At 66.5% G+C, this 24,635-nt stretch carries 21 protein-coding genes; 6 read left to right on the top strand and 15 right to left on the bottom strand.

Annotated features, from left to right (window positions below):
• Positions 1 to 211 precede the first annotated feature (211 nt).
• Both NX778_RS17795 and NX778_RS17790 read right to left on the bottom strand, forming a co-directional pair.
• A complete protein-coding gene (locus tag NX778_RS17795; RefSeq protein ID WP_258813122.1) occupies positions 212 to 2,272 on the bottom strand; it encodes a UvrD-helicase domain-containing protein in 2,061 nt (686 codons plus the stop codon).
• 85 nt (positions 2,273 to 2,357) lie between these two features.
• Positions 2,358 to 3,212: a hypothetical protein gene (locus tag NX778_RS17790; RefSeq protein WP_258813121.1), complete on the bottom strand. Its 855-nt coding sequence runs from the start codon at positions 3,210 to 3,212 to the stop codon at positions 2,358 to 2,360.
• A gap of 183 nt (positions 3,213 to 3,395) precedes the next feature.
• On the opposite strand from NX778_RS17790, the gene NX778_RS17785 reads away from it, so the two are divergent.
• Positions 3,396 to 3,881, top strand: coding sequence for an SRPBCC family protein (locus NX778_RS17785; RefSeq protein ID WP_258813120.1), 486 nt, complete (start codon positions 3,396 to 3,398; stop codon positions 3,879 to 3,881).
• 31 nt (positions 3,882 to 3,912) lie between these two features.
• On the opposite strand, the gene NX778_RS17780 is transcribed toward NX778_RS17785, so the two are convergent.
• The 4 genes from NX778_RS17780 to hemE all read right to left on the bottom strand — a co-directional run bounded on the left by NX778_RS17780 (position 3,913) and on the right by hemE (position 9,906).
• A complete protein-coding gene (locus tag NX778_RS17780; RefSeq protein WP_258813119.1) occupies positions 3,913 to 5,352 on the bottom strand; it encodes a dihydrolipoyl dehydrogenase in 1,440 nt (479 codons plus the stop codon).
• A 76-nt stretch (positions 5,353 to 5,428) separates the two neighbouring features.
• Entirely contained in the window at positions 5,429 to 6,256 is an 828-nt protein-coding gene (locus NX778_RS17775; RefSeq protein WP_258813118.1) for an SEL1-like repeat protein, read from the bottom strand.
• A gap of 27 nt (positions 6,257 to 6,283) precedes the next feature.
• Complete coding sequence (locus NX778_RS17770) at positions 6,284 to 8,308, bottom strand: primosomal protein N' (RefSeq protein ID WP_258813117.1); 2,025 nt, start codon at positions 8,306 to 8,308, stop codon at positions 6,284 to 6,286.
• A 515-nt stretch (positions 8,309 to 8,823) separates the two neighbouring features.
• Positions 8,824 to 9,906: a uroporphyrinogen decarboxylase gene (hemE, locus tag NX778_RS17765; protein WP_258813116.1), complete on the bottom strand. Its 1,083-nt coding sequence runs from the start codon at positions 9,904 to 9,906 to the stop codon at positions 8,824 to 8,826.
• Positions 9,907 to 10,000: 94 nt separating this feature from the next.
• On the opposite strand from hemE, the gene NX778_RS17760 reads away from it, so the two are divergent.
• The 5 genes from NX778_RS17760 to NX778_RS17740 all read left to right on the top strand — a co-directional run bounded on the left by NX778_RS17760 (position 10,001) and on the right by NX778_RS17740 (position 19,357).
• Positions 10,001 to 11,938 carry a dipeptidyl-peptidase 5 gene (locus tag NX778_RS17760; protein ID WP_258813115.1) on the top strand — a complete coding sequence of 646 codons (1,938 nt, stop codon included), beginning with the start codon at positions 10,001 to 10,003 and terminating at the stop codon, positions 11,936 to 11,938.
• Positions 11,935 to 16,056 carry a DEAD/DEAH box helicase gene (locus NX778_RS17755; RefSeq protein ID WP_258813114.1) on the top strand — a complete coding sequence of 1,374 codons (4,122 nt, stop codon included), beginning with the start codon at positions 11,935 to 11,937 and terminating at the stop codon, positions 16,054 to 16,056. Before NX778_RS17760 ends, NX778_RS17755 begins: the two co-directional genes overlap by 4 nt.
• Complete coding sequence (locus NX778_RS17750; protein ID WP_258813113.1) at positions 16,053 to 16,523, top strand: hypothetical protein; 471 nt, start codon at positions 16,053 to 16,055, stop codon at positions 16,521 to 16,523. Before NX778_RS17755 ends, NX778_RS17750 begins: the two co-directional genes overlap by 4 nt.
• A gap of 64 nt (positions 16,524 to 16,587) precedes the next feature.
• Positions 16,588 to 18,465 carry a DUF885 domain-containing protein gene (locus tag NX778_RS17745; RefSeq protein ID WP_258813112.1) on the top strand — a complete coding sequence of 626 codons (1,878 nt, stop codon included), beginning with the start codon at positions 16,588 to 16,590 and terminating at the stop codon, positions 18,463 to 18,465.
• 94 nt (positions 18,466 to 18,559) lie between these two features.
• A complete protein-coding gene (locus NX778_RS17740; RefSeq protein ID WP_258813111.1) occupies positions 18,560 to 19,357 on the top strand; it encodes a CsgG/HfaB family protein in 798 nt (265 codons plus the stop codon).
• Positions 19,358 to 19,485: 128 nt separating this feature from the next.
• On the opposite strand, the gene tatC is transcribed toward NX778_RS17740, so the two are convergent.
• The 9 genes from tatC to hisH all read right to left on the bottom strand — a co-directional run bounded on the left by tatC (position 19,486) and on the right by hisH (position 24,632).
• A complete protein-coding gene (tatC, locus tag NX778_RS17735) occupies positions 19,486 to 20,250 on the bottom strand; it encodes a twin-arginine translocase subunit TatC (protein WP_258813110.1) in 765 nt (254 codons plus the stop codon).
• Complete coding sequence (tatB, locus tag NX778_RS17730) at positions 20,251 to 20,739, bottom strand: Sec-independent protein translocase protein TatB (protein ID WP_258813109.1); 489 nt, start codon at positions 20,737 to 20,739, stop codon at positions 20,251 to 20,253. It abuts the gene before it with no gap.
• Positions 20,740 to 20,755: 16 nt separating this feature from the next.
• A complete protein-coding gene (gene tatA, locus NX778_RS17725) occupies positions 20,756 to 21,007 on the bottom strand; it encodes a Sec-independent protein translocase subunit TatA (protein WP_258813108.1) in 252 nt (83 codons plus the stop codon).
• Positions 21,008 to 21,097: 90 nt separating this feature from the next.
• The gene (locus NX778_RS17720) at positions 21,098 to 21,475 is read right to left on the bottom strand and encodes a histidine triad nucleotide-binding protein (RefSeq protein WP_258813107.1); all 378 of its coding nucleotides are present in this window, start codon (positions 21,473 to 21,475) and stop codon (positions 21,098 to 21,100) included.
• A 140-nt stretch (positions 21,476 to 21,615) separates the two neighbouring features.
• A complete protein-coding gene (locus NX778_RS17715; RefSeq protein ID WP_258813106.1) occupies positions 21,616 to 21,954 on the bottom strand; it encodes a phosphoribosyl-ATP diphosphatase in 339 nt (112 codons plus the stop codon).
• Positions 21,951 to 22,364, bottom strand: a complete 414-nt coding sequence (hisI, locus tag NX778_RS17710; protein ID WP_258813105.1) for a phosphoribosyl-AMP cyclohydrolase — start codon at positions 22,362 to 22,364, stop codon at positions 21,951 to 21,953. Before hisI ends, NX778_RS17715 begins: the two co-directional genes overlap by 4 nt.
• A gap of 11 nt (positions 22,365 to 22,375) precedes the next feature.
• Complete coding sequence (hisF, locus tag NX778_RS17705) at positions 22,376 to 23,137, bottom strand: imidazole glycerol phosphate synthase subunit HisF (RefSeq protein ID WP_258813104.1); 762 nt, start codon at positions 23,135 to 23,137, stop codon at positions 22,376 to 22,378.
• Positions 23,138 to 23,185: 48 nt separating this feature from the next.
• Positions 23,186 to 23,962, bottom strand: a complete 777-nt coding sequence (hisA, locus tag NX778_RS17700) for a 1-(5-phosphoribosyl)-5-[(5-phosphoribosylamino)methylideneamino]imidazole-4-carboxamide isomerase (protein WP_258813103.1) — start codon at positions 23,960 to 23,962, stop codon at positions 23,186 to 23,188.
• Positions 23,963 to 23,993: 31 nt separating this feature from the next.
• Positions 23,994 to 24,632: an imidazole glycerol phosphate synthase subunit HisH gene (hisH, locus tag NX778_RS17695; protein WP_258813102.1), complete on the bottom strand. Its 639-nt coding sequence runs from the start codon at positions 24,630 to 24,632 to the stop codon at positions 23,994 to 23,996.
• Between the last annotated feature and the right edge of the window lie 3 nt (positions 24,633 to 24,635).

The following is a 24,635-nucleotide window of genomic DNA, read 5'->3' as shown; positions in this document are numbered from 1 at the left end:
TTGATTACCGCTTGAAAATAGTTATCAGAAGAATCTCACTTCTGGGCAAGTATTTCCTGTGGATCAGTTGAAGTCAAATAAGATTTTCAATCGTGCGCAACAGTTAATATTTTCTTTAAAACATTGTTTTTAAAGGGAAATATTATTGTCGCGACGACATGGCAGGCAAGGTGTGCGTGCGCACAGACGAGCTAACAGGTGACGGCCCGGATCAGGCTTTCGGCGTGCTCAGCAAGGCCTTGAGATTGGCCAGCCTTTCCTTCGGCGACAGGATTTCGGTTTCCTTCGGCGCGGCATCGCCGACGTCGAGCGCCATTTCCTTGATGAAGCGCGAGGGCTCGCAATGCACCAGCTCGCCGGCGCGTTTGCGCTTCTTGCACCAGGTGATGTGCAGGGTGCGCTGGGCGCGCGTGATGCCGACGTACATCAGGCGCCGCTCTTCCTGGATGCGCGCGGCGATCGATTCCACCGACGCGTCCGGATCGCCCTTGTGCGGCAGGATGCCTTCCTCGCAGCCGACCAGGTAGACGTGCGGGTACTCCAGCCCCTTCGAGGCGTGCAGGGTCGACATGCGCACCGCGTCCGGCTCCTCGTCCTGGCCTTCCAGCATCGACATCAGCGCGACCATCTGGGTCAGTTCGAGCAGGTTCTTTTCCTCGCCGTCGCGGTCGCGCCCGCCGCGGCCGCGGTCCTTCAGCCAGTTGGTGAATTCGAGCACGTTCTGCCACTTGCCCTGGGCCGCGCGGTCGTCGAAGTTCTCGTACAGGTAGTGCTCGTAGTTGATCTCCTTCATCATGTCGTCGAGCACCTCGGCGGCATTGTCGCCGCTGCCCGAGGGACCCGGCCGGCTGGCGCGGTCTTCCAGCGCGTTGATGAAGTGGCAGAACTCGCGCAGCGGGGTCAGCTGGCGGTCGGCCAGCTTGGCTTCGATGCCGCCCTTCAAGGCCGCCTCGAACAGCGAGCAGTTCCACTGCCCGGAGAACTCGCCCAGTTTCTCCAGCGTCTCCTTGCCGACCCCGCGCTTGGGCGTGGTGATGGCGCGGATGAAGGCCGGGTCGTCATCCTGGTTGGCGATCAGGCGCAGGTAGGCGATGACGTCCTTGATCTCGGCCTTGTCGAAGAAACTCTGGCCGCCGGACATGGTGTAGGGGATGCGTTCCTTGCGCAGCGCCTGCTCGATCACGCGGGCCTGGTGGTTGCCGCGGTACAGCACGGCGTAGGCGGACCAGTCGTTCTTGCGCTGGAAACGCTCGGACGAAATCATGATCGCGACCTGGTCCGCCTCCTGCTCGTCGTTCTGCATGCCCAGCACATGGATCGGCTCGCCCAGGCCGTGCTCCGACCACAGCGATTTCTCGAACAGCTTGGGATTGTTGCCGATCACCGCGTTGGCGGCCTGCAGGATGCGCGTGGTGGAGCGGTAGTTCTGCTCCAGCTTGATCACCTGCAGGTCGGGGAAGTCGGTCTGCAAGGTGCGCAGGTTCTCGACCGAGGCGCCGCGCCAGGCGTAGATGGCCTGGTCGTCGTCGCCGACGGCGGTGAACATCGGCTTCTTGCCCAGGCCCGTCACCAGCAGCTTGACCAGCTCGTACTGGCAGGTGTTGGTGTCCTGGTATTCGTCCATCAGCAGGTAGCGCAGGCGACGCTGCCAGCGGTCACGGATCGGCTCGTTGTTGCGGAACAGCTCCACCGGCAGGCGGATCAGGTCGTCGAAGTCGACCGCCTGGTAGGCCTGCAAGGTGGCGAGGTAGCTGCGGTAGACGCGCGCGGCCATCGCCTCGTCCTCGTCCTTGGCCTCGCGGATCGCATCCTCGGGATCGACCAGGCCGTTCTTCCACAGCGAGATCGCGGTCTGGATGCGGCGGATCTCCTGCTTGTCGGTGGTCACCGCGAGGTCGGACACGACGGTGTAGCAATCGTCGCTGTCCATGATCGAGAACTTGTCCTTGAGGCCCACGCCGGCCGCCTCCTGGCGCAGGATCTTCACGCCCAGCGAGTGGAAGGTCGACACCGTCAGCTGCTTGGCCTGCTTGGGCTGCTTGAGCAGCTTGCCGATGCGCTCCTGCATCTCCAGCGCGGCCTTGTTGGTGAAGGTCAGCGCGGCGATGGTGCGCGGATCGTAGCCGCGGTCCTCGATCATGTACGCGATCTTCTGGGTGATCACGCGGGTCTTGCCCGAGCCGGCGCCGGCCAGCACCAGGCAGGGGCCGTCCAGGTAGAGCACGGCTTCGCTTTGCGGTCCGTTCAGGCCGAACTTCGATACGTTGGACATGGGAGACGATGATGAGGCTAAGCCAGCCATTGTAGCGAAGCTTGCGGCCCAACGCTCATCTGGACAAGATGGAAACCTTGTCCGTTCAGCCGAGGAAGCGCGCCGCGTAGTCGCCGTACAAGGCGTCGATATGCGGGGCGTAGCGGTCCAACTCGGTCTGGGTGCCGGGCGATTGCCAGTCGTCCAGCCAGGTCACCGTTTCATTGGCGGCCGCCTGCAAAGCGCCAAACACAGGGCCGTCGCGGCGGTAGTCGAAGGCGGCGCCCCACGGGAAGTCGCGGCGGTAGCCCTTGCGGATGTTACCCAGGCCAAAGTCGATGACGGCTGTCTCGTTGATCACCACGGCCGCATGGCCATCGATCTGGCCCGGCTTGGCCATGCCGGGTGCGCCCAGCTTGAAGTTCGATCCCGGCGCCGAAATATTGACGTGGCAGGACAGGATGCGCGCATCGTGGCCATGTTCGGCCGCGATGCGCTGCACCAGCGACGACATCAGGAAGCAGGCCGAGCCGAAGTTGTGCAGGTAGACCCAGCCCAGGTCGTAGACGCGGTCGTACAGGACCTGCGCAAAATCGGCCAGCTCGGCATCGCTCACCGCCACCACCAGCTGCTTCTGGCGCAGGTCGGAGCGAACGATGAACAGGCGGTCGAACATCTTGCTGTAGGTGTCGAGCAAGTCGAGGAAGGCGGCGGTCGGCTGCGCCAGGCACTTGCCGCCCTCATGGACCAGCGTGACGAGGCCGGCCGCGGCCATCCGGTTCAGCTGCGCCGCCACGTGCTGCTGCGGATAGGGCAAGCCGGCGGCGATGCTGTCGGTGTCGAGCGGCTGCCGCGCGAGCACATCGTTGCCGAACTTGATGAACAAGTCGTAGCCCAACAGGGAATCGGTCAGCGGGACGTGCCCCACCACCCAGTTGCGCACTTCGGCAACACTCTGCAAAACCGGGACAAGACGTTGAGGCTGCATAGTGAAGAAAAAATTCGGGACGGGCCCAAGTGTCGCTCATTCAGGCGCAAATTTGCACCCGGGAAATGTTTCGCATTGTAAGGAAATGTTTCGCGTTCGAGAAGGGCGCGATCGGTTACCATTTGTCCATGCAGGCCGCATGTTGAGATTATTTTTATGAAATTTGAACACCTGATTGAAATTAACGACCCGCTGAACCCGCTGATCGACACCATCTCGCGCGAGCAGCTGTGGCGCGGCCTGGTGCTGCGTGCGGAGAATCCCAAGATGTTCATGCCGCACCTGGACGAATGCACGATCAGTGCACGCGATGCCGGCAGCTTCTCGCGCCGGCTGCGCTTCGGCGAGCTGGTGATCGACGACAAAGTGTCGCTGTCGCCGATGCGCGAAGTGCGCTTCGACGTGCCGGCGCAAGGCGAGATCGCGCAGTCGGTGATGACCATGGCGATCGAGGCGCCGGCGGAGGGCGTGCTGTACGTGCGCTTCTCCTACGACGACGGCCAGCCCGCATCGCAGGACGACGCCAACAAGATGTACGAGGAGTTCAAGAAATCGGCGTACCAGGAAGCGGACATCGACACCGTCCGCGTGCTGCGCGAGCTGGCGGGCGAGGGGAAGCTGGATTCCAGTTACCTGAACTGAACGGTAAAGCGGACTTCAAAGAGAACGTCGTTCAGGTCCCCGGTTCGGAGTCCGCCGGATCCGTATCCCCCGCCCCTTTCGCAATGCTGGCCGCCAGGTCGCGCAGCGCCGTGCGCACGCCCTCTTCCACCACCGGGTGATAGAAGGGCATTTCCAGCATCTGCTCGACCGTCATGCGGTTCTGGACGGCCCACGCCAGCAGGTGCGCCAGGTGTTCGGCGCGCGGCCCGATCATCTCGGCGCCGAGGAAACGCCCGGTGCCGTATTCGCCGTACACCCGCAGCAGCCCGCGGTTCTGCAGCATCACGCGGCTGCGGCCCTGGTTGTCGAACGAGACCTTCCCGATCCCGAACTTCGGCTTGCCCGGCGCGCACAGCGTCTTGTAGCTGGCGCCCAGCGTGGCGATGTTCGGCTCGGTGAACGCGATGGTCAGCGGCACGCGCCGCAGGCCCGGACGCACGTCCGGATAGCGGCCCGCGTTGTCGCCCGCGATCTTGCCCTGGTCCGCCGCTTCCGGCAGCACCGGGCGTTCGTTGTCGGCGTCGCCGGCGATGAAGATATGGCTGGTCCCGCATTGCATGGTCTGCGGATTGAAGTGCGGGATGCCGTCCTCGCGCAGCGCAAGGCCGGTGTGCTCGATGCCGATGCCGTCGACGTTCGGCCGGCGGCCGGTGGCGGCCAGCACATAATCGTAGGGCGCGCTGACCTCCTTGCCGAGCGCGTCGCGCATGGTCAGCACGGCCTGTCCGTCTTCCTCCGTGGCCGACACCACCGAATACTGGAAGCCGAGGTCGATCTCCTCGGCCAGCACGCGCGCGGCTTCGCGCAGCACCTGCGGGTCGGACAGCTGCGCCACGCTGCCGCCACGCGCGAATACCGACACGCGCACGCCCAGCCGCGCCAGCGCCTGGCCCAGTTCGAGCCCGATCACGCCGGTGCCGAGCACCGCGACCGAGGATGGCAGCTCGTCCCAGTAGAACACGTCGTCGCTGCTGATCAAGCGCGAACCCGCGCCGGCCAGGTTGGGCAGGCGCTGCGGCGTGGAACCTGTGGCGATCACGACGCGGCCTGCTTCGACCACGGTATGGTCGCCCACCTGCAGCGTGTGCGGGCCGGTGAAGCGCGCATGGCCGAGCAGCTTGTCCGAGGCCGGGATGCGGTCGACGCCTTCCAGCACGAAGCCGACGAAGCGGTCGCGCTCGCGCTTGACGCGCTCCATCACGGCGCGGCCGTCGATGCGGGTGTCGCCGGGATGCACGCCGAAGCTGGGCGCGGCTTTCAATGCATGCGCCGCCTCGGCCGCCGCGATCAGCAGCTTGCTCGGCATGCAGCCGACCCGCGCGCAAGTGGTGCCGTATTGCGCGCCCTCGATCAGCACGGTGCGCGCGCCATGATGCGTCGCCGCGCGGTAGGCCGACAAGCCGGCGGTACCGGCGCCGATCACGGCAACGTCAACCTTGAGGTTCTTCATCGTGTTCTCCGCAGTGGACTTATGCGGACACGATACCCGTTTTCTGCGCAAGCCGCAGTGCGGGCGGGAAACCTGCCTAGTCCCTCGTGACCTCGAATCGGAACAGGACATCGAACTGCCAGCGCGGATCGATCCCTTGCGGCCGCGGATAGCGTGCCAACGCGCGTTGCGCCACCTCGCTCAGGTTCTCGGCGAAGCTGTTCTTGACGCTCAGGGATTTGCGCTCCGCGAGCATATTCCCATCGACGATGCCGACCAGCTCGAACTCCCTGGTCTGGCCCGCCTTCATTTCGATCCGGCCCACGCCCGGCATGAAGCGCACGACGTAATCGCCGCCCACGGAATACGACAGCGCCCGCGACGGGTAGTGGACCTCGCCCGCGACCGTGGCCACGAGTCCCGCGGCGTAATTGCAGGCCCGCAGCTTGTCCTGCGGCCAGGTCTTGAGCTCGGCGACGAAGCGATCGGGATGGTCGCGGGTATCGGGCGCGGTTTTGCATCCGTGCACCTGCATCGCCGGTTTGGTCCGGGACAGCCACCACAACGCGGCCGCGACGTCCGGGCCACGGTCGGGAGCGGCGAAGCCCGCGGCCAGGCGAAACGCGGCGGCATGTTCGCCACCCTGGTCCGCCAGGGTGTAGAAGTGCATGGCCCGGTCCCAGTCGGGCTTGACGCAGATGCCGTGGTCGAACATGGCGCCCGCCACCAGCTGGACCGGCGCCAGCTTCTCCTCCAGCCCCGCGTTCAGCGGCTTGAGGACACCCGCGCAGTCGCCTTTTTCCAGCAGGTCGCGCACCTCGCCGAGATAGCCGTTGCTGCGGACGCGGTTTTGCGCCGGCGCGTCGTGGGCTCCGAGCACGCACAGCCCGATTGCGAGAGCCAGCTTCCAGTTTGCCTTGTTCATGTTGTTATCGCTTTCGGGACAATGGGTTCAGATGTCGAGCGGATCGACCTCGAGCGACCAGCGCACGCGCGTCTTCACGGCGCGCAGCGCAGCCAGCCAGACCTTCAGGAAGGCCTGCAGCGCCGGGCGCGAACTGGACTCCACCAGCAGCTGCGCGCGGTCGACATTGTGCACGCGGGTCATCGTCATCGGGATCGGATCGTTGATCGTGATCGCCGCGTCGGTCTCCACCAGCGTACGCGCCATATCGAGGAAGGCGATGGCCTCGGCCAGCTCGCGCGCCTCGGCGCGCAGCAAGGCCTGGTACATGAAGGGCGGCAGGAAGGCTTGCTTGCGCTCGGCCAGCAGCCCGCCGGCGAAGCGGTCGTAGTCGTGGCTGGCGACAGCCGCGTACAGCGGATGGCTGGCGTAGCGCGTCTGCAGCAGCACTTCCGATTCGCTGCCGCCGTCGACGCGGCCGGCGCGGCCCGCGCGCCCCGCCACCTGCATCAGCTGCGCGAACAGGCGCTCGCTGGCGCGGTAATCCTGCGAGAACAGCGCGGTGTCCGGATTGAGCACGCCCACCAGCGTCAGCTTCTTGAAGTCGTGGCCCTTGGCGACCATCTGCGTGCCGACCAGGATGTCGACTTCGCCGCGGTGCACGGTGTCGAAGGCGGCTTGCGCGGCGCCCTTGCGGCGCGTGGAATCGGCGTCGATGCGCAGGATGCGGGCCTGCGGGAACATGGCCTGCAGGCCTTCCTCGACGCGCTGGGTGCCGCGTCCAAGCGGCTGCAGGTCGACGTTGCCGCAGTCCGGGCAGGCGCGCGGAATGCGCAGCTCCAGGCTGCAGTGGTGGCAGCGCAGGCGGTGCTCCGGCTTGTGCAGCACCATGGTGGCGCTGCAGCGGCGGCAGTTGCTGATCCAGCCGCAGGCTTCGCAGGTGAGCACGGGCGCATAGCCGCGCCGGTTCAGGAACAGGAGCGACTGCTCGCCGCGCTCCATGCGCTGGCGCAGCGCGGCCAGCAGCTGGCTGGACAGGCCATCCTTCGGCCGGTCACGCTCGGTGTCGACCACGCGCACGCGCGGCAGCACCGCGTCCTTCACGGCGCGCTCGCGCAGCTCGAGCTTGCGGTAGCGGCCGGTCTGCGCGTGGTGCCAGCTCTCCAGCGACGGCGTGGCCGATCCGAGCACGATCGGGATGCCGAGCTGGCGCGCGCGCCACACCGCCAGGTCGCGCGCCGAATAGCGCAGGCCTTCCTGCTGCTTGTACGAAGGGTCGTGCTCCTCGTCGATGACGATCAGCTTCAGGTTCGGCAGCGAGGCCAGGATCGCCAGCCGCGTGCCCAGCACGATGCGCGCCCGCCCCTCGTGCGCCGCGAGCCAGCTGAACATGCGCTCGCCCTCGGACAGGCCGCTGTGCAGCGTGGCCACCAGCAGGCCCGGAAAGCGCGCGCGGATATTCCCTTCCAGCTGCGGCGTGAGGTTGATCTCGGGGACCATGACCAGGATCTGCGCATCCGGCTCGCGCGCCAGCACCTGGGCGCAGGCCTGCAGGTAGACCTCGGTCTTGCCGCTGCCGGTGACCCCGTACAGCAGCTGCGGCGCGAAGCCCTGCGCGCCGCCGATGGCGTCGGCGGCCTGCTGCTGGGCGGGATTCAGCACCGGCATGCCGGCCGGCGCGGGGTCGCTGGCCACATCCAGCCTGGCCAGCTTCTTGATCGCGCGATCGAGCGGCACGGTGGTCGCCACGCGCAGGTTCTTGGGCAGGCCGGGCAGCGCCACTTCGCCGAGCGGGCGCTGGTAGTAGTCGGCGGCGAAGGAGGCCAGCGCCAGCCAGCGCTCCGGCAACGGCGACAGCTGGCTGCGCACCGCGATCGCATCCTTCAGTTTGCCCGCCGGGACATCGGTCTCGCGCTTGACCGCGACGATCAGGCCGACCGCCTCGCGCCGGCCGAAGTCCACCAGCGCCAGCTGGCCGGGCTGCGGCTCCGCGCCGGGCGCGCACGGCCAGCGGTAGTCGAACACACTGTCGAGCGGCGTATCGAGGGCGATTTGTAGGATGCAGTGCGACAAACTAGGCCTTGCGCGCGGACGTTGTGGAAAACTTTGTGGACAATGGAAGCTTGACCTCGGCCGGCGTTTACGTTAGCTCAAGAATGTCTTTGCAATCAAGCAAATGTTTATGAAAATTTTCCTTCATTTTCAATGACTTGCTCATCGGCGACCCCTTGCCAGAATGCATACATACCTTGTCTTAATCACTGTGCATAACGGTGGGTAAATCTCCCGCGGCGCAGCAAGAAGTTCAAGAACTACATGAGAAATCGATGTAAACCCCGGTTAACCAAGGACTTTTTCCGACTTTCATCGCCGCCCTGTTGATAACTTTGTGAACAATGGAAGCGAAACTTTGGGACCCGCTTGCCGCGTCGATTCGCCTGATTCTTAGAGCAAAACTTCTCACAAAAAAATCATAAGAAAATCAACAATTTAGATACACCGTTGCCCCTGAGCAGATTTCCACAATCAAATCTCTTGCAAATGAGCAACGTGTGAACAAGTGTGATTTTGCTGCTGTGCAAATCTGCTCAGGCAGCACGCTGGGCGCGGCTGAAGGCATGCACCGCTTCCACCATGGCGCTGACCGATTCCGGCGGGGTGAACTGCGAGATGCCGTGGCCGAGGTTGAACACGTGGCCGTGGCCCGCGGAGGGCGCGCCGTAGGCGGTGAGTGAGCGCTCGACCTCGGCGCGGATCTGCTCCGGATTGGCGAACAGGATGGCCGGGTCGAGGTTGCCCTGCAGGGCCACGCGCTCGCCCACCTGCGCGCGCGCGCGGCCCAGGTTGACGGTCCAGTCCAGGCCCAGCGCGTCGGCGCCGATGTCGGCCATCTCGTCGAGCCACAGGCCGCCGCCCTTGGTGAATACGATGGCCGGGATGCGCACGCCGTCCTTCTCGCGCTTCAGCTGGCTCACCACCTGGCGCATGTAGCGCAGCGAGAATTCCTGGTAGGCGCCGTCGGCCAGCGCGCCGCCCCAGGAATCGAAGATCATCACGGCCTGCGCGCCGGCGTCGATCTGCGCGTTCAGGTACTGCGCCACGGCCTGCGCGTTGATGTCGAGGACGCGGTGCATCAGGTCCGGGCGCGAGTACAGCATCTGCTTGATGGTGTGGAACTCGCGCGAGCCGCCGCCTTCGACCATGTAGCAGGCCAGCGTCCACGGGCTGCCCGAGAAGCCGATCAGCGGCACGCGGCCATTCAGCTCGGTGCGGATCTGGGTCACGGCCTTGAACACGTAGTCGAGCGATGCCATGTCGGGCACGCGCAGCGCCGCCACTTCTTCCTCGGTGCGCACCACGCGTTCGAACTTGGGGCCCTCGCCATCGGCGAAGTACAGGCCCAGGCCCATCGCGTCCGGCACCGTCAGGATGTCCGAGAACAGGATGGCCGCGTCCAGCGGGTAGCGGTCGATCGGCTGCAGCGTGACTTCGGTGGCGTAATCCGGATTCTTGGCCAGGCCCATGAACGATCCGGCCTGCTGGCGCGTGGCGCGATATTCCGGCAGGTAGCGGCCGGCCTGGCGCATCAGCCACACCGGCGTGTACTCGGTCGGCTGGCGCAGCAGCGCGCGCAGGAAGGTATCGTTCTTGAGCGGGGCGAATTGTGGCATGGCTGGCAATGGAAGGCGTCGGGAAACGGCTATTATCGCATCCTCCGGCCCCCACTTATAATGCAGTTCCCTCCAACCGATTTCCAGCTCTCCGATGACTGCCCCGATCCGCAAACTGGCCGCGCCGTGCGGCACCTGGACTTCCCCGATCTCCGCGCAGGTGGTGGCGGCCGGGGCCTCGCCGCTGTCGCAGGTGATGCTGGACGGCGCCGACGTGTACTGGCTGGCCGGCCGCGCGAGCGAGGCCGGCCGCACCACCCTGCTGCGCCAGCGCGGCGACCAGACGCGCGAGTTGGCGCCGGCGCCCTTCAATGTACGCAGCCGCGTCCATGAGTACGGCGGCGGCGCCTGCGCGGTCGCGCGCGGCACCGTGTGGTTCTCGCACTTCGCCGACAACCGCATCTACCGCATCGACGGCGATGGCGCGCCGCAGCCGATGAGCGCGGGCGGCGACTTGCGCTACGCCGACTTCGTGCCGGACGCGGCGCGCGCACGCCTGGTGGGCGTGCGCGAGGACCACTCGGCCGGCGCGGCCTACCCGGCCAATACGATCTGCGCGATCGGGTTCGACGGCAGCGAGACCGTGCTCGTGGACGGCAACGACTTCTATGCGGCGCCGCGGCTGTCGCCGGATGGGCGCCGGCTGGCCTGGCTGTGCTGGGACCATCCGCGCATGCCGTGGCAGGGCACCGAGCTGTGGCTGGCCGACGTTGCTGATGACGGCACGCTGGTCAACGGCCGCCTGGTGGCGGGCGGCGCCGACGAATCGATCGTGCAGCCGGAATGGTCGCCCGCCGGCGTGCTGCATTTCGTGTCGGACCGCACCGGCTGGTGGAACCTGTACCGCTTCGACGCTGGCGTGGTCGCGCCGCTGTGCCCGCGCGAAGCCGAATTCGGCGGCCCGCACTGGACCTTCGGCGTGTCGATGTACGGATTCCGCTCCGAGCTTGAAATCGTCTGCACCTGCATCGAGGAAGGCGTCAGCAAGCTGGCGCGCCTGTCCACGGCGGACGGTACGCTGCAGCCGCTCGACACGCCCTACCAGGAGATCCGCGAGCTGCGCGTGGCGGGCGACACGGTGGCCCTGCTGGCCGGCGCGCCGACCATCGCGCTGGAACTGGCGCGCATCGACCTCGGCACCGGCCTGCGCACGGTGCTGGCGCGCTCGATCGAGCAGCTGCCCGATACCGGCTACCTGTCGGTCCCGCAGAGCATCCGCTACCCCAGCGCAAACGGCCGTCACGCGTATGCCTTCTACTACCCGCCCTCCAATGCCGACTATGAGCCGGTGGCGGACGAGAAGCCACCGCTGATGGTGATCGGCCACGGCGGCCCGACCGGCATGGCCACCAGCACGCTCAAGCTGGCGACCCAGTTCTGGACCAGCCGCGGCATCGCTGTGCTGGACGTGAACTACGGCGGCAGCACCGGCTTCGGCCGCGCCTACCGCGATGCGCTGGCCGGCCAGTGGGGCGTGGTCGACGTCGAGGACTGCGTGGCCGGCGCGCGCTGGCTGGCGGACCAGGGCCTGGTGGACCGCGAGCGCCTGCTGATCCGCGGCGGCAGCGCCGGCGGCCTCACCACCCTGTGCGCGCTGGCCTTCCACGATGTGTTCAAGGCCGGCGCCAGCTACTACGGCGTGTCCGACCTGGCGGGGCTGGACGCGGACTCGCACAAGTTCGAATCGCACTACAACGAATACCTGATCGCACCCAAGGCCCAGGCCGACGCCGTCTACCGCCAGCGTTCGCCGATCAACCACACGGACAAGCTGAAGCGCCCGATGATCTTCTTCCAGGGCCTGGACGACAAGGTGGTGCCGCCGCCGCAGTCGGAAGTGATGGTGAATGCGCTGCGCGCGCGCGGCGTGCCGGTGGCGTACATCACGCTCGAAGGCGAAGGCCACGGCTTCCGCAAGGCCGACAGCATCGTGCGTACGCTGGAAGCGGAGCTGTACTTCTACCTGCGCGTGTTCGGCATCCCGATCCCGCAAGCGCTGGCGCCGGTCGAGATCGAGAACCTGCCCGCATGACGCTGCGCGAAGCATTCGATGGCTGCAGCGCGCGACAGAAGGACATACTCGCCATCCTCGCGCTGCTCGGCGAACCGCTAGGGCGCAGCCGCCTGGCCACCTTCTTCGCCATGCTGGACGAAAGCGTGACCGGGGTGGCATTGGCGGATGACCTGGCACACCTGCAGCAACTGGGCCTGGTGACGCAGGTGAGCGGACGCGGCGCCGTCATCGCGGCCGACGCCTCCTGGCCCGCGCTCGAACGCGTGTTGAAGGAGCGGCGGCTCAGCGAGCTCTGGGCAATCTACCTTGAAGAGACGCCGCTGCGCATGGACTGGCAGGGCAATCCGGTGCTGCGCAGCTACCGGCAGGGCACGGCGCTCTTGCGGATCGCCTTGCTCGCCGGTGAGGGACCAAAAACCGTCAACTCCCTGCTGGATGCCTGCCTGCGCTGCCACGAGGCGGCTTACCTGCATCCGCTGGTCGAGATCTGCGCGCGGCCATTCGACCCCGGCATCATCGAGCGTATCAACCCGGTGCTGCGCGACGACGTGCTGGCGGTGATCATGAGCCAAGCGCAGCGCGACCCGGACCGTGCGCCCGCGATCCGCGATTACGCGCTCGACCATATGGCCCAGGGCGCGTCGATGGCGCTGCGCGTCGCGCTGGCCGAGCATCTGGTCCTGTGCGGGCGCCTCGATGAAGCGGAAGCGCTGCTGCACGACCTGGACGACTCGGCCGACCTGTTGTTCCGCGCCGTGCTCCTGCTGCTGCGCGACGAGCTGGCGCCGGCGCTCGACACCTTCGACAAGGCGCTCAAGGCGCTGCGCCGCGAGACCGGCAAGCGCAAGGCGATCTTCGAAGGCATCGGCGGCCACCTGTACGTGACGGGACTCCTGCGCAGCAACGATCCCAGGCACCTGAAGGCGGCGGACGCCTACCTCGACATCGCCACCCGCGCGGTGCAGAACCACGATACGGCGGTGTACCAGCAGCTGTCGATGCTGCGCCACGTGCGCGGCGGCACTGCGGATCCGGAGGTGCTGGCCTCGCGCAACTGGGAGACCGCGCTGCAACCGGTGATGTTCCGCGCCCTGCTCCACTACTGGCTCGGCGTGCCGCTCGCGGCCGACCGCCGCGCGCAGCTCGAACAGCATGTGGACAGCGCGAGCCGCGCCGGCTTCGAGTTCATCGCCTCGCAGATCGGCTCCGTGCTCGGCGCCCTCGGCGCGGTGGGGCGCGACAAGGAGGCGATCGCGCTGCGCCAGCGCCACCGCTTCAGCGATATGGTGCTGTGGTTCGAACGCGAGCAGCCGTGGGAGCGCCAGCTCAATGCCCTGATCGGCCTGCAGGCCGAAAAGCCGGCGGCGGAAGCGGAGAAGGAATCGCGCCTGGTCTGGCTGATCGCCTACGACGCCCACCTCGGCGTGCGCGAACTCGAACCGCGCGAGCAGAAGCGTGACGCTCAGGGCAACTGGACGCGCGGCCGCGCCATCGGCCTGAAGCGCCTTGTGGAGGACGCGGCCACCATCGACTTCCTCACCGCGCAGGACCTGCAGGCCGCCTCCGCGATCGGCGGCTACCGCTACTACGGCAGCGGCACGCGCTACGAATTCGACGTTGACAAGGCGCTGGCCGCGCTGGTCGGCCATCCGCTGCTGTTCTGGATGGATGCGCCGGGCACGCGCGTCGAGCTTCTCCCCGGCGAGCCGGAGCTGCTGGTGAAGGCCGGCCACGGCAAGGTGACGATCTCGCTGCAGCCGCCGCTGCGCGAACAGCGCGGCGACGTGGTGGTCACGCGCGAGACGCCGACCCGCCTGCGCGTGGTGCGCATCAAGGACGAGCACCGCCGCATCGCCGCCATCGTCGGCGACGGCCTGGAGGCGCCGCTGGAGGCCGAGCGCAAGGTGCTGGCCGCGATCGGCGCGGTGTCGTCGGTGGTGACGGTGCAATCGGATATCGGCAGCAGTGCCACCGACATCGAGCAGGTGGAGGCCGACCCGCGCCTGCACGTGCATCTGCTGCCCTACCAGCAGGGCCTGCGCATGCAGGTCATGGTACGGCCGCTGCCGGACGCCGGCCCCTACTACCGTCCGGGCGAAGGCGCGGAGAGCGTGATCGCCGACGTGGCCGGCGTGCGTACCGAGGCGCGACGCGACCTGAACGCGGAGCGCGAGGCCGAACGCCAGCTGGTGGCCGCCTGCACCGCGCTGGAACATGCTGAATTCGAACACGGCGAATGGCTGCTGGCCGCGCCCATCCACTGCCTCGAACTGGTGGCGCAGCTGCAGGAGCTCGACGCCGGCAAGTACCTGATCGCCTGGCCGGACGGGCAGTCGTTCAAGGTCGTCAAGCGCGCGGACGGCAAATCGGTGCGCATCAACATCAAGCGCGACAAGGACTGGTTCGCGGCCGATGGCGAGGTGCGCATCGACGAGGACAAGGTGCTCGACCTGCGTACCCTGCTGGAGCGCATGCGCGAAGGCGACGGCCGCTTCATCGCGCTGGGCGAGAACGAATTCCTGGCGCTGTCGGCCGAACTGCACCGGCGCCTGATGGACCTGGCGGCCTTCGGCGACCTGCACGGCAGCGGCGTGCGCGTGCATGCGCTGGCCAGCTTCTCGCTGGAGGAACTGGCGCGCGAAGCCGGCGCCGTGAAGACCGACAAAGCCTGGCGCGATCACCTCAAACGCATGCATGAAAGCGAAGCCTTCGTGCCGCAGTTGCCGAACACGCTGCAGGCGGAGCTGCGCGACTACCAGCTGGAAGGCTTCAACTGGTTGGCGCGCCTTGCGCACTGGGGCGTGGGCGCCTGCCTGGCGGACGACATGGGCCTGGGCAAAACGCTGCAGGCGCTGGCGCTGATCCTGTCGCGCGCACCAAGTGGCCCGACACTGGTGGTGGCGCCGACATCGGTGTGCACCAACTGGATTGCGGAAGCGACCCGCTTCGCACCGACCCTGAGCGTGAAGCTGTTCGGCCCGGGCGAGCGCGCCGCGATGCTGGAACAGGCCGGTCCCTTCGACGTGATCGTGGCCAGCTACGGCCTGCTGCAGCTGGAGGCGCCGCTGTTCGCCAAGGTGCGCTGGCACAGCATCGTGCTGGACGAAGCGCAGGCGATCAAGAACGCGCAGACGCGCCGCTCGCAGGCCGTGATGGCGCTGCAGGGCGAGTTCCGCATGGTCGCCACCGGCACACCGCTGGAGAACCATCTCGGCGAGCTGTGGAACCTGTTCAGGTTCATCAACCCCGGCCTGCTCGGCAGCGCCGACCAGTTCCAGCTGCGCTTCGCCGGCCCGATCGAAAAGGCGCAGGACAAGCGCGCCGAGAGCGCGGCCCGCGCGCGCCTGCGCCGCCTGACCCAGCCCTTCATCCTGCGCCGCACCAAGGCGCAGGTGCTGGCCGAGCTGCCGCCGCGGACCGAGATCGTGCTGCCGGTGCAGCTGTCCGAGCAGGAGACCGCGCTGTACGAATCGCTGCGCCGCGAAGCGCTCGACAAGCTGGCCGCGCTGGAGGCGCCGCAAAGCCAGAAGGCGATCGCGATCCTGGCCGAGATGATGAAGCTGCGCCGCGCCTGCTGCAATCCCGAGCTGGTCGCGCCCGGCCTGGGCATCGACAGCAGCAAGCTGGCCACCTTCGCCCATCTGCTGGAAGGCCTGCTGGAGAACCGCCACAAGGTGCTGGTGTTCAGCCAGTTCGTCGACCATCTCACGCTGATCCGCAAGCACCTCGACGAGCGCGGCGTCGTCTACCAGTACCTCGACGGCGCCACGCCCATGCAGGAGCGCAAACGGCGCGTGGATGCCTTCCAGTCCGGCGCCGGCGACGTGTTCCTGATCAGCCTGAAGGCGGGCGGCGTCGGCATCAACCTGACCGCGGCCGACTACGTGATCCACATGGACCCGTGGTGGAACCCGGCGGTCGAGGACCAGGCGTCGGACCGCGCGCACCGCATGGGCCAGCAGCGGCCGGTGACCATCTACCGGCTGGTCGCGAAACACACGATCGAGGAAGGCATCGTCGAACTGCACCAGCACAAGCGCGAACTGGCGGACAGCCTGCTGGAAGGCAGCGACGCCGCCGCGCGCATGGCGCCGGAAGCCATGCTGGCCATGCTCAAGCAGGGACTGGCATCATGATGAACACGCACGCCGAAGTGCTGGATTTCGTCAGGACGCATGGCGTGGTGCTGGTCTCCGCAAAGGGACCGGCGCCGACACTGGTGGACGCGATCGCCGGCGAAGCGGTCAAGGGCAGCTGGTGGGGCCACCCGCAGGGAAAGCGCATCTTCGCGCTGCTGCAGGCGCTGGCGGACGATGAAGAGGTCATCACCTGCCGCCTCGTCGAAGGCAAGCTGACGCTGGTGCACCGCCGGCTATGGCCTGCACTGGCGGCCGCGGCGCCGCTGCTGGCGCCCGGCCGGCTGGCGCGCGTCACGCAGGAACACACGCCGTCGGGGCGCCACGTGAATCGCGAGACGCCATTCCCGGACTGGCTGCCGGATGATGCCGCCGCTGCGGCGCGCACGCTCGATCCGCAGGCCGCGCTGGCGGCGCTTCTGCCGGAATTTGTTACAAAGCCGGGAGAGCCAAAGCCCGGCGATTGATGCTACTCTGGCGAGCCGTCGAGCAACGGTTCCCCTCGACCTCGATATTTACAGGGCCGAATCAATGATGAAAACGAAAATAGCGCTGGCCGTCCTGTTGGCCAGCGTGGCGCTGGCTCCCGCAAGCGCCAAGTCCAGACCGTCCAAGGCAAAGAGCAGCAAGGTCGCCAAAGGACACCACGCGGCCGCGGCCAGGTCCGCGCGCACCAAGGCGGCGCCGGTGCAGGCCAAGGCCAAACCCGCCCCGGCGCCGGTCGCCGACCGCTGGCAGGACCGCGTGTTCGACAACCTGTCGATGCAGTTCCTGACCGCGCTGTGGCGCATCGACCCGGACGGCGCGATCAGCGTCGGCAAGTTCGACACCGCCGCGCGCATGAGCATCCCGGACCGCGACACGCGCGCCAAGCGCCTCGCCTTCACCGACGAATGGCTCGGCAAGCTGCGCGCGGTGAACGCCGCGCGCCTGTCGGCCAAGCAGCGCACCGACCTCGCGCTCCTGATCAACAAGCTGGAGAACGACCGCTTCGACCTGGCCACGCTGCGCGAATTCGAGTGGAATCCGGCGCAGTACAACATCGCCGAATCGCTCGACCTGATCCTGTCCACCGACTACGCGGCCAAGCCGCAGCGCCTGCGCACCATCCTCAAGCGCCTGGCGAAAGTGCCGGACTATTACAAGGCCGCGCAAGCGTCGCTGGCCAACCCGACCCACGAGCACACCATGCTGGCGCTGGCGCAGGCGCCGGGCACCCTGGTGGTGCTGGCCGACCTCGGCGAGGCCGCGCAGAATGAGCCGAACCTGACGCCGCAGGAAAAGGCGATCTTCGCGCAGCGCGTGTCGAACGCCGGCAGCGCGGTGCTGGGCTGGGTCCAGTACCTGGCGGACCTCGACAAGTCGCCGGAGCAGGCGCAGCACGCGCGCTCCTTCAGGCTGGGCAAGGCGCTGTACGACCAGAAATTCGCGCTGGAGATCCAGTCGACCAGCAGCGCCGAGCAGACCTACCAGAAGGCGCTGGCGGCGCGCGACCAGCTGCTCGCGCGCATGGACACGCTGTCTGACCAGCTGTGGGACAAGACCATGGGCAGCACGCCCAAGCCCGCGGACCGCTACAAGAAGATCGGCATGGTGATCGACAAGCTGTCGGAGCACCACACCAGCAAGGAGAACTTCTTCCCCGAGATCAAACGCCAGATCCCGATGCTGCAGCAGTGGGTGACTTCGCACAAGCTGCTCGACCTCGATCCGAACAAGCCGCTGGAAGTGCGCGAGACGCCGATCTACAAGCGCGGCGTGGCCGGCGCCAGCATCGATGCGCCGGGACCTTATCGACCGCGCGACAAGACCTGGTTCAACGTGACGCCGATGGACGGGCTCTCGAACGCGCAGGCCGAGAGCAGCCTGCGCGAGTACAACGACTGGATGCTGCAAATCCTGAACATGCACGAGGCGATCCCGGGCCACTACGCGCAGCTGGTGTATGCGAACCGCTCGCCATCGCTGGTCAAGTCGCTGTTCGGGAACGGCGCGATGGTCGAGGGCTGGGCGGTGTACGGCGAGCGCATGATGCTCGATGCCGGCTACGGCGACAACGCGCCCGAGATGTGGCTCATGTGGTGCAAGTGGAACCTGCGCAGCGTCACCAACACCATCCTCGACTACAGCGTGCACGTGCTCGGCATGACGCAGGAGCAGGCGATCGACCTGCTGGTGCGCCAGGCCTTCCAGACGCGCCAGGAAGCGGACGAGAAGTGGCGCCGGGTGCAGCTGTCGTCGGTGCAGCTGACCAGCTACTTCAGCGGCTACAACGACATCATGGAACTGCGCGAGAAGCGCAAGCAGGAACTGGGCGATCGCTTCGACCTGAAGAAATTCAACGAGCAGTTCCTGAGCTATGGCAGCGCGCCGGTCAAGGTGATCGCCGAGCTGATGCAAGAAAAATAAGGACGAGCGCCGCCTTTGAGCGGCGACAAATTCCTATCTGCAAGCATCGCTACGATGAGTTGTTCTCCACAACAACTCATCGAAGGGATGCCACATGAAGCCGACCCGCCTCGCCTGTTTCTTCCTTCCCCTCTTGTTCGCCGGCTGCGCGACGACGCCCACCATCGGCGCGTCCGGCGCGAAGACGGTTGCGACCGGCTCGGCCGGAGGCGCCACCGCAGACAACGCCAACAGCCAGCTGGAACGCTGCGACCGGACCCTGGGCACCTTGAGCATCGTCGAGGACGCCAACCAGCCGTGGGTTCGCCAGATGAGCTCGCAATACCGCACGCACAGCACGGTGCCGCTGCTGCGCCTGATGATCCAGCAATCGAACTGCTTCGCGGTGGTCGAGCGCGGCCAGGCGTTCAACAATATGCAGACCGAGCGGGCGCTGATGCAGGACGGCGAGCTGCGCAGCAACAGCAATCTCCACAGGGGCCAGATGGTGGCGGCGGACTACACGATGACGCCGTCGATTACCTTCGACCAGAAAGGCACGGGCGGGCTGGGCGGCAGCTTCCTCGGCGGGATCGGCGCGGTGGCGTCCTACGTGACCGGGTCGATGAAGTCGAACGAAGCGTCCACCATGCTGCTGCTGACGGACAACCGCTCCGGCATCCAGCTGGCGGCCGCCGAAGGCAGCGCGCGCAACTGGGACTTCGGCCTGATGGGCGATTTCTGGAACCACGGACTGGGCAGCGCGAACGGGTTCTCGAACACGCCGCAGGGCAAGTTGCTGGCGGCCTCGTTCATGGATTCGTACAACCAGATGGTGCGGGCGGTGCGCAATTACAAAGCGCAGAGCGTGGCGGGTGGGTTGGGGAATGGTGGGGTGCTCAAGACGAACTAGCAACGTCCAAATCAGCGTCGTCCCCGCGCAGGCGGGGATCCATGCTGAGTTTGCCGGTTAGGCGGCAACGTTTCGACGACGCAAGGTGTCCATGGGTCGCCGCCTTCGCGGGGACGACGTTGTTTGGCTTAAGAGGCCGTTTCTTCCTCTTCCCGCCGCTGCGTCGCCCGCGCGAAGATCGGCGCGACGAACAGGCCCAGCTCGAACAGCAGGCACATCGGCAGCGCCAGCGACAACTGGCTCACCACGTCCGGCGGCGTGACGACGGCGGCGATCACGAAGGCGCCCACGATCGCATACGGCCTGATCGACCGCAGCTTCTCGATGCTGACGATGCCCATGCGCACCAGGATCACCACGACCACCGGCACCTCGAAGGTCGCCCCGAACGCCAGGCACATCGACATGACGAAGTCGAGATAGTTCTCGATGTCCGGCGTGACCGCGATGGAATTTGGTGCGAACGCGGCGATGAAATGGAACACGCGCCCGAACACGAAGAAATAGCAGAAGGCGACGCCGAGGATGAACAGGACCGACGACGAGATGACCAGCGGCAGCACCAGCCGCTTTTCGTGCGCGTACAGCCCGGGCGCGACGAAGGCCCACATCTGGTAGAACACCCACGGCAGGGACAGGATGAAGGCGATCAGCAGCGTCACTTTCATCGGCACCAGGAACGGCGCGATGACGCCGGTCGCGATCATCTTCGAGCCCACCGGCAGCGCCGCGATCATCGGCGCCGCGAGGAAGTCGTAGATGCGCGACGGCCCCGGCCAGAACATCAGGACGGCGCATGCGATGGCGATACCGATCGACGCCTTGACCAGGCGGTCACGCAGCTCGATCAGGTGGGAAATGAAGGTTTCTTCGCCTGCGGCTTGGTCGGTCATCTAGAAAAACGAAGTGTTGGATTTGACGCCCGGGCGATAGCGCCGCACGCGCGCGGCGCCGGACAGCACATGCCCTTTGACGCCGGCGCGGTTCTTGTACCACGCGGGAACGGCCGAGGTGCGCACCAGCTTCTTGCGGCGGAAGTCGCGCGCCTTGCGTTCGAGGTCGGTGACGGTGGCGGACGGGGGCGGCACCGACGGCGTATCGCCGCGCCAGGCCGATTCGACCTCGCTGATGCCGCTGGCCACGCTCTGCTCGACGTCGCTCTTGAACGACGCCGCGCTTTCCTCGACGGTCTTCTGCAGGTTGCGCAGCTCTTCCAGCTCGATTTCGCGGCTGACTTCGGATTTGACGTCGTTCAGGTAACGCTGCGCGCGGCCGTACAGCGTGCCGGCCATGCGCGCCACCTTGGGCAGCTTTTCAGGGCCGATCACGATCAGCGCCACCACACCGATGATGGCGAGCTTGGATAGACCGAGATCGATCATGGAGTGCGCTCAGGAATTACGAGCGCGTCTTTTCGCGGGCTTCGACGTCGATCGTGGACTTGTCGGCAACCTGCTGCGGCGCTTGCTGTTGTTGCTGCTGCTGCTGAGCTTGCTTGGCCGCTTCTTCCTCGTCGCCGCGCATGCCGTCCTTGAAGCCCTTGACGGCCTTGCCCAGGTCGGAACCCATATTGCCCAGCTTCTTGGTGCCGAAGACCAACATCACGATCACCAGCACGACCAGCCAGTGCCAAATACTCATCGAACCCATCATATTCTCCTTGCAGGGTGGAACCACCCATCGATGCGGAAACTAAGCACCAGTATACGCGAAGCGCTGCTCAAGTGGACGGGTTTTCCATCAGGTTCCTAAACCACGCCAAGGACGCGGGCCGCCATAGACGTGCACGTGCAGGTGGTAGACCTCCTGGCCGCCGTTGGGGCCGCAATTGATCAGGGTCTTGTAGCCGCCGCTGCGTTGCCCGTCGGGGCCGACTTTTGCGGCGATGCCATGCTCTTCCGCCAACTTCGGGGCCAGGGCCAGCATTTTGCCGAGCAAGGGCGCGTGGCTGTCAGTACAGTCTGACAAGGTCGCGATGTGTTGCTTGGGGATGATCAGCATGTGCACCGGCGCGGCCGGGTTGATGTCCTTGAAGGCGAGCAAGTCGTCGTCTTCGTAGACGAAGCTGGAAGGGATTTGCTTTGCGGCGATCTTGCAGAAGATGCAGTTGTGATCCATATCGTCTCCGTGCTCTTTTAGTTACCGTCGCTCCCGCGGAGGCGGGAGCCCATGCCGAGTGTACGGTAACGCGGCGCTTTCATCCGCCGGAAACTCAGCATGGGTCCCCGCCTGCGCGGGGATGACGTTGTTTGAGTTCGCTATTCTGCGCGCGACGCCTTTTCTTCGATGCCGGAGACGCCTTCGCGCCGCGCCAGCTCGTCCACCACCTGCTGCGGGGTCAGGCCGAACTGCGCCAGCAGCACCATCGAGTGGAACCACAGGTCGGCGCACTCGTACAGCACCTTGGACGCATCGCCCGATGCGCGCGCATCCTTGGCCGCCATCACGGTCTCGGTGGCTTCCTCGCCGATCTTCTTCAGGATCGCGTCGTCGCCTTTCGAGAACAGCTTGGCGACGTAGGACTTGGCGGGGTCGCCGCCGTTCTCCAGCTTGCGCGATTCGATCACCTGCGCGATGCGGGCCAGCGTAGTGCTCATGGGGTCTTCTTCGTTTTGGTATAAATCGTTTCCGGATCCTGCAGCACCGGCTCGACGGCATGCCACTCCTCGCCCTCGAACTTCTGGAAGAAGCAGGAATGGCGGCCGGTGTGGCAGGCGATGCCGCCGGCCTGCTCGATCTTGAGCAGCACCACGTCGTCGTCGCAGTCGAGGCGGATCTCCAGCACCTTCTGCGTGTGGCCGGACTCTTCGCCCTTGTGCCACAGCTTCTTGCGCGAGCGGCTCCAGTACACGGCCTCGCCCAGCTCCACCGTCCTGGCCAGCGCCTCGCGGTTCATCCACGCGAACATCAGGATGTCGCCGCTCGCCGCTTCCTGCGCGATCACCGGCACCAGGCCGTGCTCGTCCCACTGGATTTTCTTCAGCCACGCGTTGGCAGTCGCAGTCATCGCCGTCATCCTCAGTCCAGACGCATGGGAATGCCGCGCTCGGCCATGAAGCGCTTGGCTTCGCCGACCGTGTGCTGGCCGTAGTGGAAGATGCTGGCGGCGAGCACCGCGTCGGCATGACCTTCGGTGATGCCGTTGGCCAGGTCCGCCAGGCCGCCGACGCCGCCCGAGGCGATCACCGGGATGCCGACCGCGTCGGACACGGCGCGGGTCAGGCCCAGGTCGAAGCCGGAGCGGGTGCCGTCGCGGTCCATGCTGGTCAGCAGCAGCTCGCCGGCGCCCAGCGCTTCGAGCTGGCGCGCCCAGTCCACGACATCGAGGCCGGTCGCGTTGCGGCCGCCGTGGGTGAACACTTCCCACTTGCCGGGCGCGACCTGCTTGGCGTCGATCGCGACCACGATGCACTGCGAGCCGTGCTTCTGCGAGGCGTCGAACACCAGCTGCGGGTTCTGCACCGCCGAGGTGTTCATGCTGACCTTGTCGGCGCCGGCGTTGAGCAGGCGGCGCACGTCCTCGACCTTGCGCACGCCGCCACCGACGGTGAGCGGGATGAACACGGTCGAGGCCACCGCTTCGATGATCGGCAGGATCAGGTCGCGGCCGTCGGACGAGGCGGTGATGTCGAGGAAGGTGATCTCGTCGGCGCCCTGGCCGTCGTAGCGGCGCGCGATTTCGACCGGGTCGCCGGCGTCGCGCAGCTCGACGAAGTTGACGCCCTTGACCACGCGGCCGCCGGTGACGTCCAGGCAGGGGATGATTCGTTTAGCTAGCATGTCTTCTGTCGCCGCCCCGCATGCGCGGGTGCGGCGCTCGGGTATGGTTTAGGCCTCGGTGCCTTCGGTCAGCTGGTCCGCGCGCACCTGCGCGCTGGCCAGGTCGAGCGTGCCTTCGTAGATCGAGCGGCCGCAGATCACGCCCTCGATGCCTTCGTCCTGCACCGCGCACAGGGCTTCGACGTCGGCCACGGTGTGCACGCCGCCGGAAGCGATGATCGGGATCTTGACGGCCTTGGCCAGCTTGACGGTGGCGTCGATGTTCACGCCGCCCATCATGCCGTCGCGGCCGATGTCGGTGTAGACGATCGACTCGACGCCGTAGCCTTCGAACTTGAGCGCCAGGTCGATGACTTCGTGGCCCGACATCTTGCTCCAGCCGTCGGTGGCGACCTTGCCGTCCTTGGCGTCCAGGCCGACGATGATGTGGCCCGGGAAGGCGCCGCAGGCGTCGTGCAGGAAGCCCGGGCTCTTGACCGCCGCGGTGCCGATGATGATGTAGCTGATGCCGTCGTCGAGATAGCGCTCGATGGTGTCGAGGTCGCGGATGCCGCCGCCCAGCTGGACGGGGATCTCGTCGACCTCGTTCTCTTCGGCGAAGTCCTGCACCGCCTTGAGGATGGATTTGACGGCGGCCTCGTTCTTCGGCTTGCCCGCGAAGGCGCCGTTCAGGTCGACCAGGTGCAGGCGGCGCGCGCCTTTCTTCAGCCAGTGCAGGGCCATCTCGGCCGGATCTTCCGAGAATACGGTGGCAAGGTCCATATCGCCCTGTTTCAGGCGAACGCAGTGACCGTCTTTGAGGTCGATGGCGGGAATCAGCAGCATGGTCGTGGACTTTGGGTTGGACAGGTTGGGATCAAGGATTCCAGTGGACGAAATTGCGATACAGGCGCAGGCCGGCGGCCGCGCTCTTCTCGGGGTGGAATTGGGTGGCGACGACGTTGTCGCGCGCGACCGCACAGCAGAACGGCGCACCGTAGTCGGTTTCGCCGATGGTATCAAATGCCTGCTCCGGCACCGCGAAATAGCTGTGCACGAAGTAGAAATAGCTGTTGTCGTCGATGCCTTCCCACAGCGGGTGCCCGCGCACCTGGTGCACGCGGTTCCAGCCCATCTGCGGGACCTTGAAGCGCGAGCCGTCGGGCTGGGTGCGGCCGTCGAGCTGGAAGCGCACCACGCGGCCCGGCAGCAGGCCCAGGCCCGGGGTATTGGCTTCTTCGGAGACGTCGAACAGCATCTGCTCGCCCACGCACACGCCCATCACCGGGCGGCTTTCGGCGGCGCGGCGCAGGGCGTCCTCGACGCCGGACTCGCGCAGGCTGCTCATGCAGTCGCGCATGGCGCCCTGGCCGGGCAGGACGATGCGGTCGGCACTGTCGATGTCGGCGGCGTCGCCCGAGATCCGGACGTCGGCTTCCGGCGCCACGGCGCGCAGCGCCTGCGCCACGGAGCGCAGGTTACCCATGCCGTAGTCGACCACTACTATCTTGTTCATATC

The organism is Massilia terrae (assembly GCF_024753145.1).
Lineage (GTDB): Bacteria > Pseudomonadota > Gammaproteobacteria > Burkholderiales > Burkholderiaceae_D > Telluria > Telluria terrae.
This window is presented reverse-complemented; position numbering and strand designations above follow the sequence as displayed.

What these genes read in the sequence shown, in the direction of transcription:
- NX778_RS17720 (WP_258813107.1), bottom strand. Translation starts at nt 21,475, where the DNA reads ATGGATCACAACTGCATCTTCTGCAAGATCGCCGCAAAGCAAATCCCT.
- hisI (WP_258813105.1), bottom strand. Translation starts at nt 22,364, where the DNA reads ATGACTGCGACTGCCAACGCGTGGCTGAAGAAAATCCAGTGGGACGAG.
- NX778_RS17760 (WP_258813115.1), top strand. Translation starts at nt 10,001, where the DNA reads ATGACTGCCCCGATCCGCAAACTGGCCGCGCCGTGCGGCACCTGGACT.
- hisA (WP_258813103.1), bottom strand. Translation starts at nt 23,962, where the DNA reads ATGCTGCTGATTCCCGCCATCGACCTCAAAGACGGTCACTGCGTTCGC.
- hemE (WP_258813116.1), bottom strand. Translation starts at nt 9,906, where the DNA reads ATGCCACAATTCGCCCCGCTCAAGAACGATACCTTCCTGCGCGCGCTG.
- NX778_RS17785 (WP_258813120.1), top strand. Translation starts at nt 3,396, where the DNA reads ATGAAATTTGAACACCTGATTGAAATTAACGACCCGCTGAACCCGCTG.
- NX778_RS17750 (WP_258813113.1), top strand. Translation starts at nt 16,053, where the DNA reads ATGATGAACACGCACGCCGAAGTGCTGGATTTCGTCAGGACGCATGGC.
- hisH (WP_258813102.1), bottom strand. Translation starts at nt 24,632, where the DNA reads ATGAACAAGATAGTAGTGGTCGACTACGGCATGGGTAACCTGCGCTCC.
- NX778_RS17780 (WP_258813119.1), bottom strand. Translation starts at nt 5,352, where the DNA reads ATGAAGAACCTCAAGGTTGACGTTGCCGTGATCGGCGCCGGTACCGCC.
- NX778_RS17740 (WP_258813111.1), top strand. Translation starts at nt 18,560, where the DNA reads ATGAAGCCGACCCGCCTCGCCTGTTTCTTCCTTCCCCTCTTGTTCGCC.
- NX778_RS17745 (WP_258813112.1), top strand. Translation starts at nt 16,588, where the DNA reads ATGATGAAAACGAAAATAGCGCTGGCCGTCCTGTTGGCCAGCGTGGCG.
- NX778_RS17755 (WP_258813114.1), top strand. Translation starts at nt 11,935, where the DNA reads ATGACGCTGCGCGAAGCATTCGATGGCTGCAGCGCGCGACAGAAGGAC.
- hisF (WP_258813104.1), bottom strand. Translation starts at nt 23,137, where the DNA reads ATGCTAGCTAAACGAATCATCCCCTGCCTGGACGTCACCGGCGGCCGC.
- NX778_RS17775 (WP_258813118.1), bottom strand. Translation starts at nt 6,256, where the DNA reads ATGAACAAGGCAAACTGGAAGCTGGCTCTCGCAATCGGGCTGTGCGTG.
- NX778_RS17715 (WP_258813106.1), bottom strand. Translation starts at nt 21,954, where the DNA reads ATGAGCACTACGCTGGCCCGCATCGCGCAGGTGATCGAATCGCGCAAG.
- tatC (WP_258813110.1), bottom strand. Translation starts at nt 20,250, where the DNA reads ATGACCGACCAAGCCGCAGGCGAAGAAACCTTCATTTCCCACCTGATC.
- tatB (WP_258813109.1), bottom strand. Translation starts at nt 20,739, where the DNA reads ATGATCGATCTCGGTCTATCCAAGCTCGCCATCATCGGTGTGGTGGCG.
- NX778_RS17795 (WP_258813122.1), bottom strand. Translation starts at nt 2,272, where the DNA reads ATGTCCAACGTATCGAAGTTCGGCCTGAACGGACCGCAAAGCGAAGCC.
- tatA (WP_258813108.1), bottom strand. Translation starts at nt 21,007, where the DNA reads ATGGGTTCGATGAGTATTTGGCACTGGCTGGTCGTGCTGGTGATCGTG.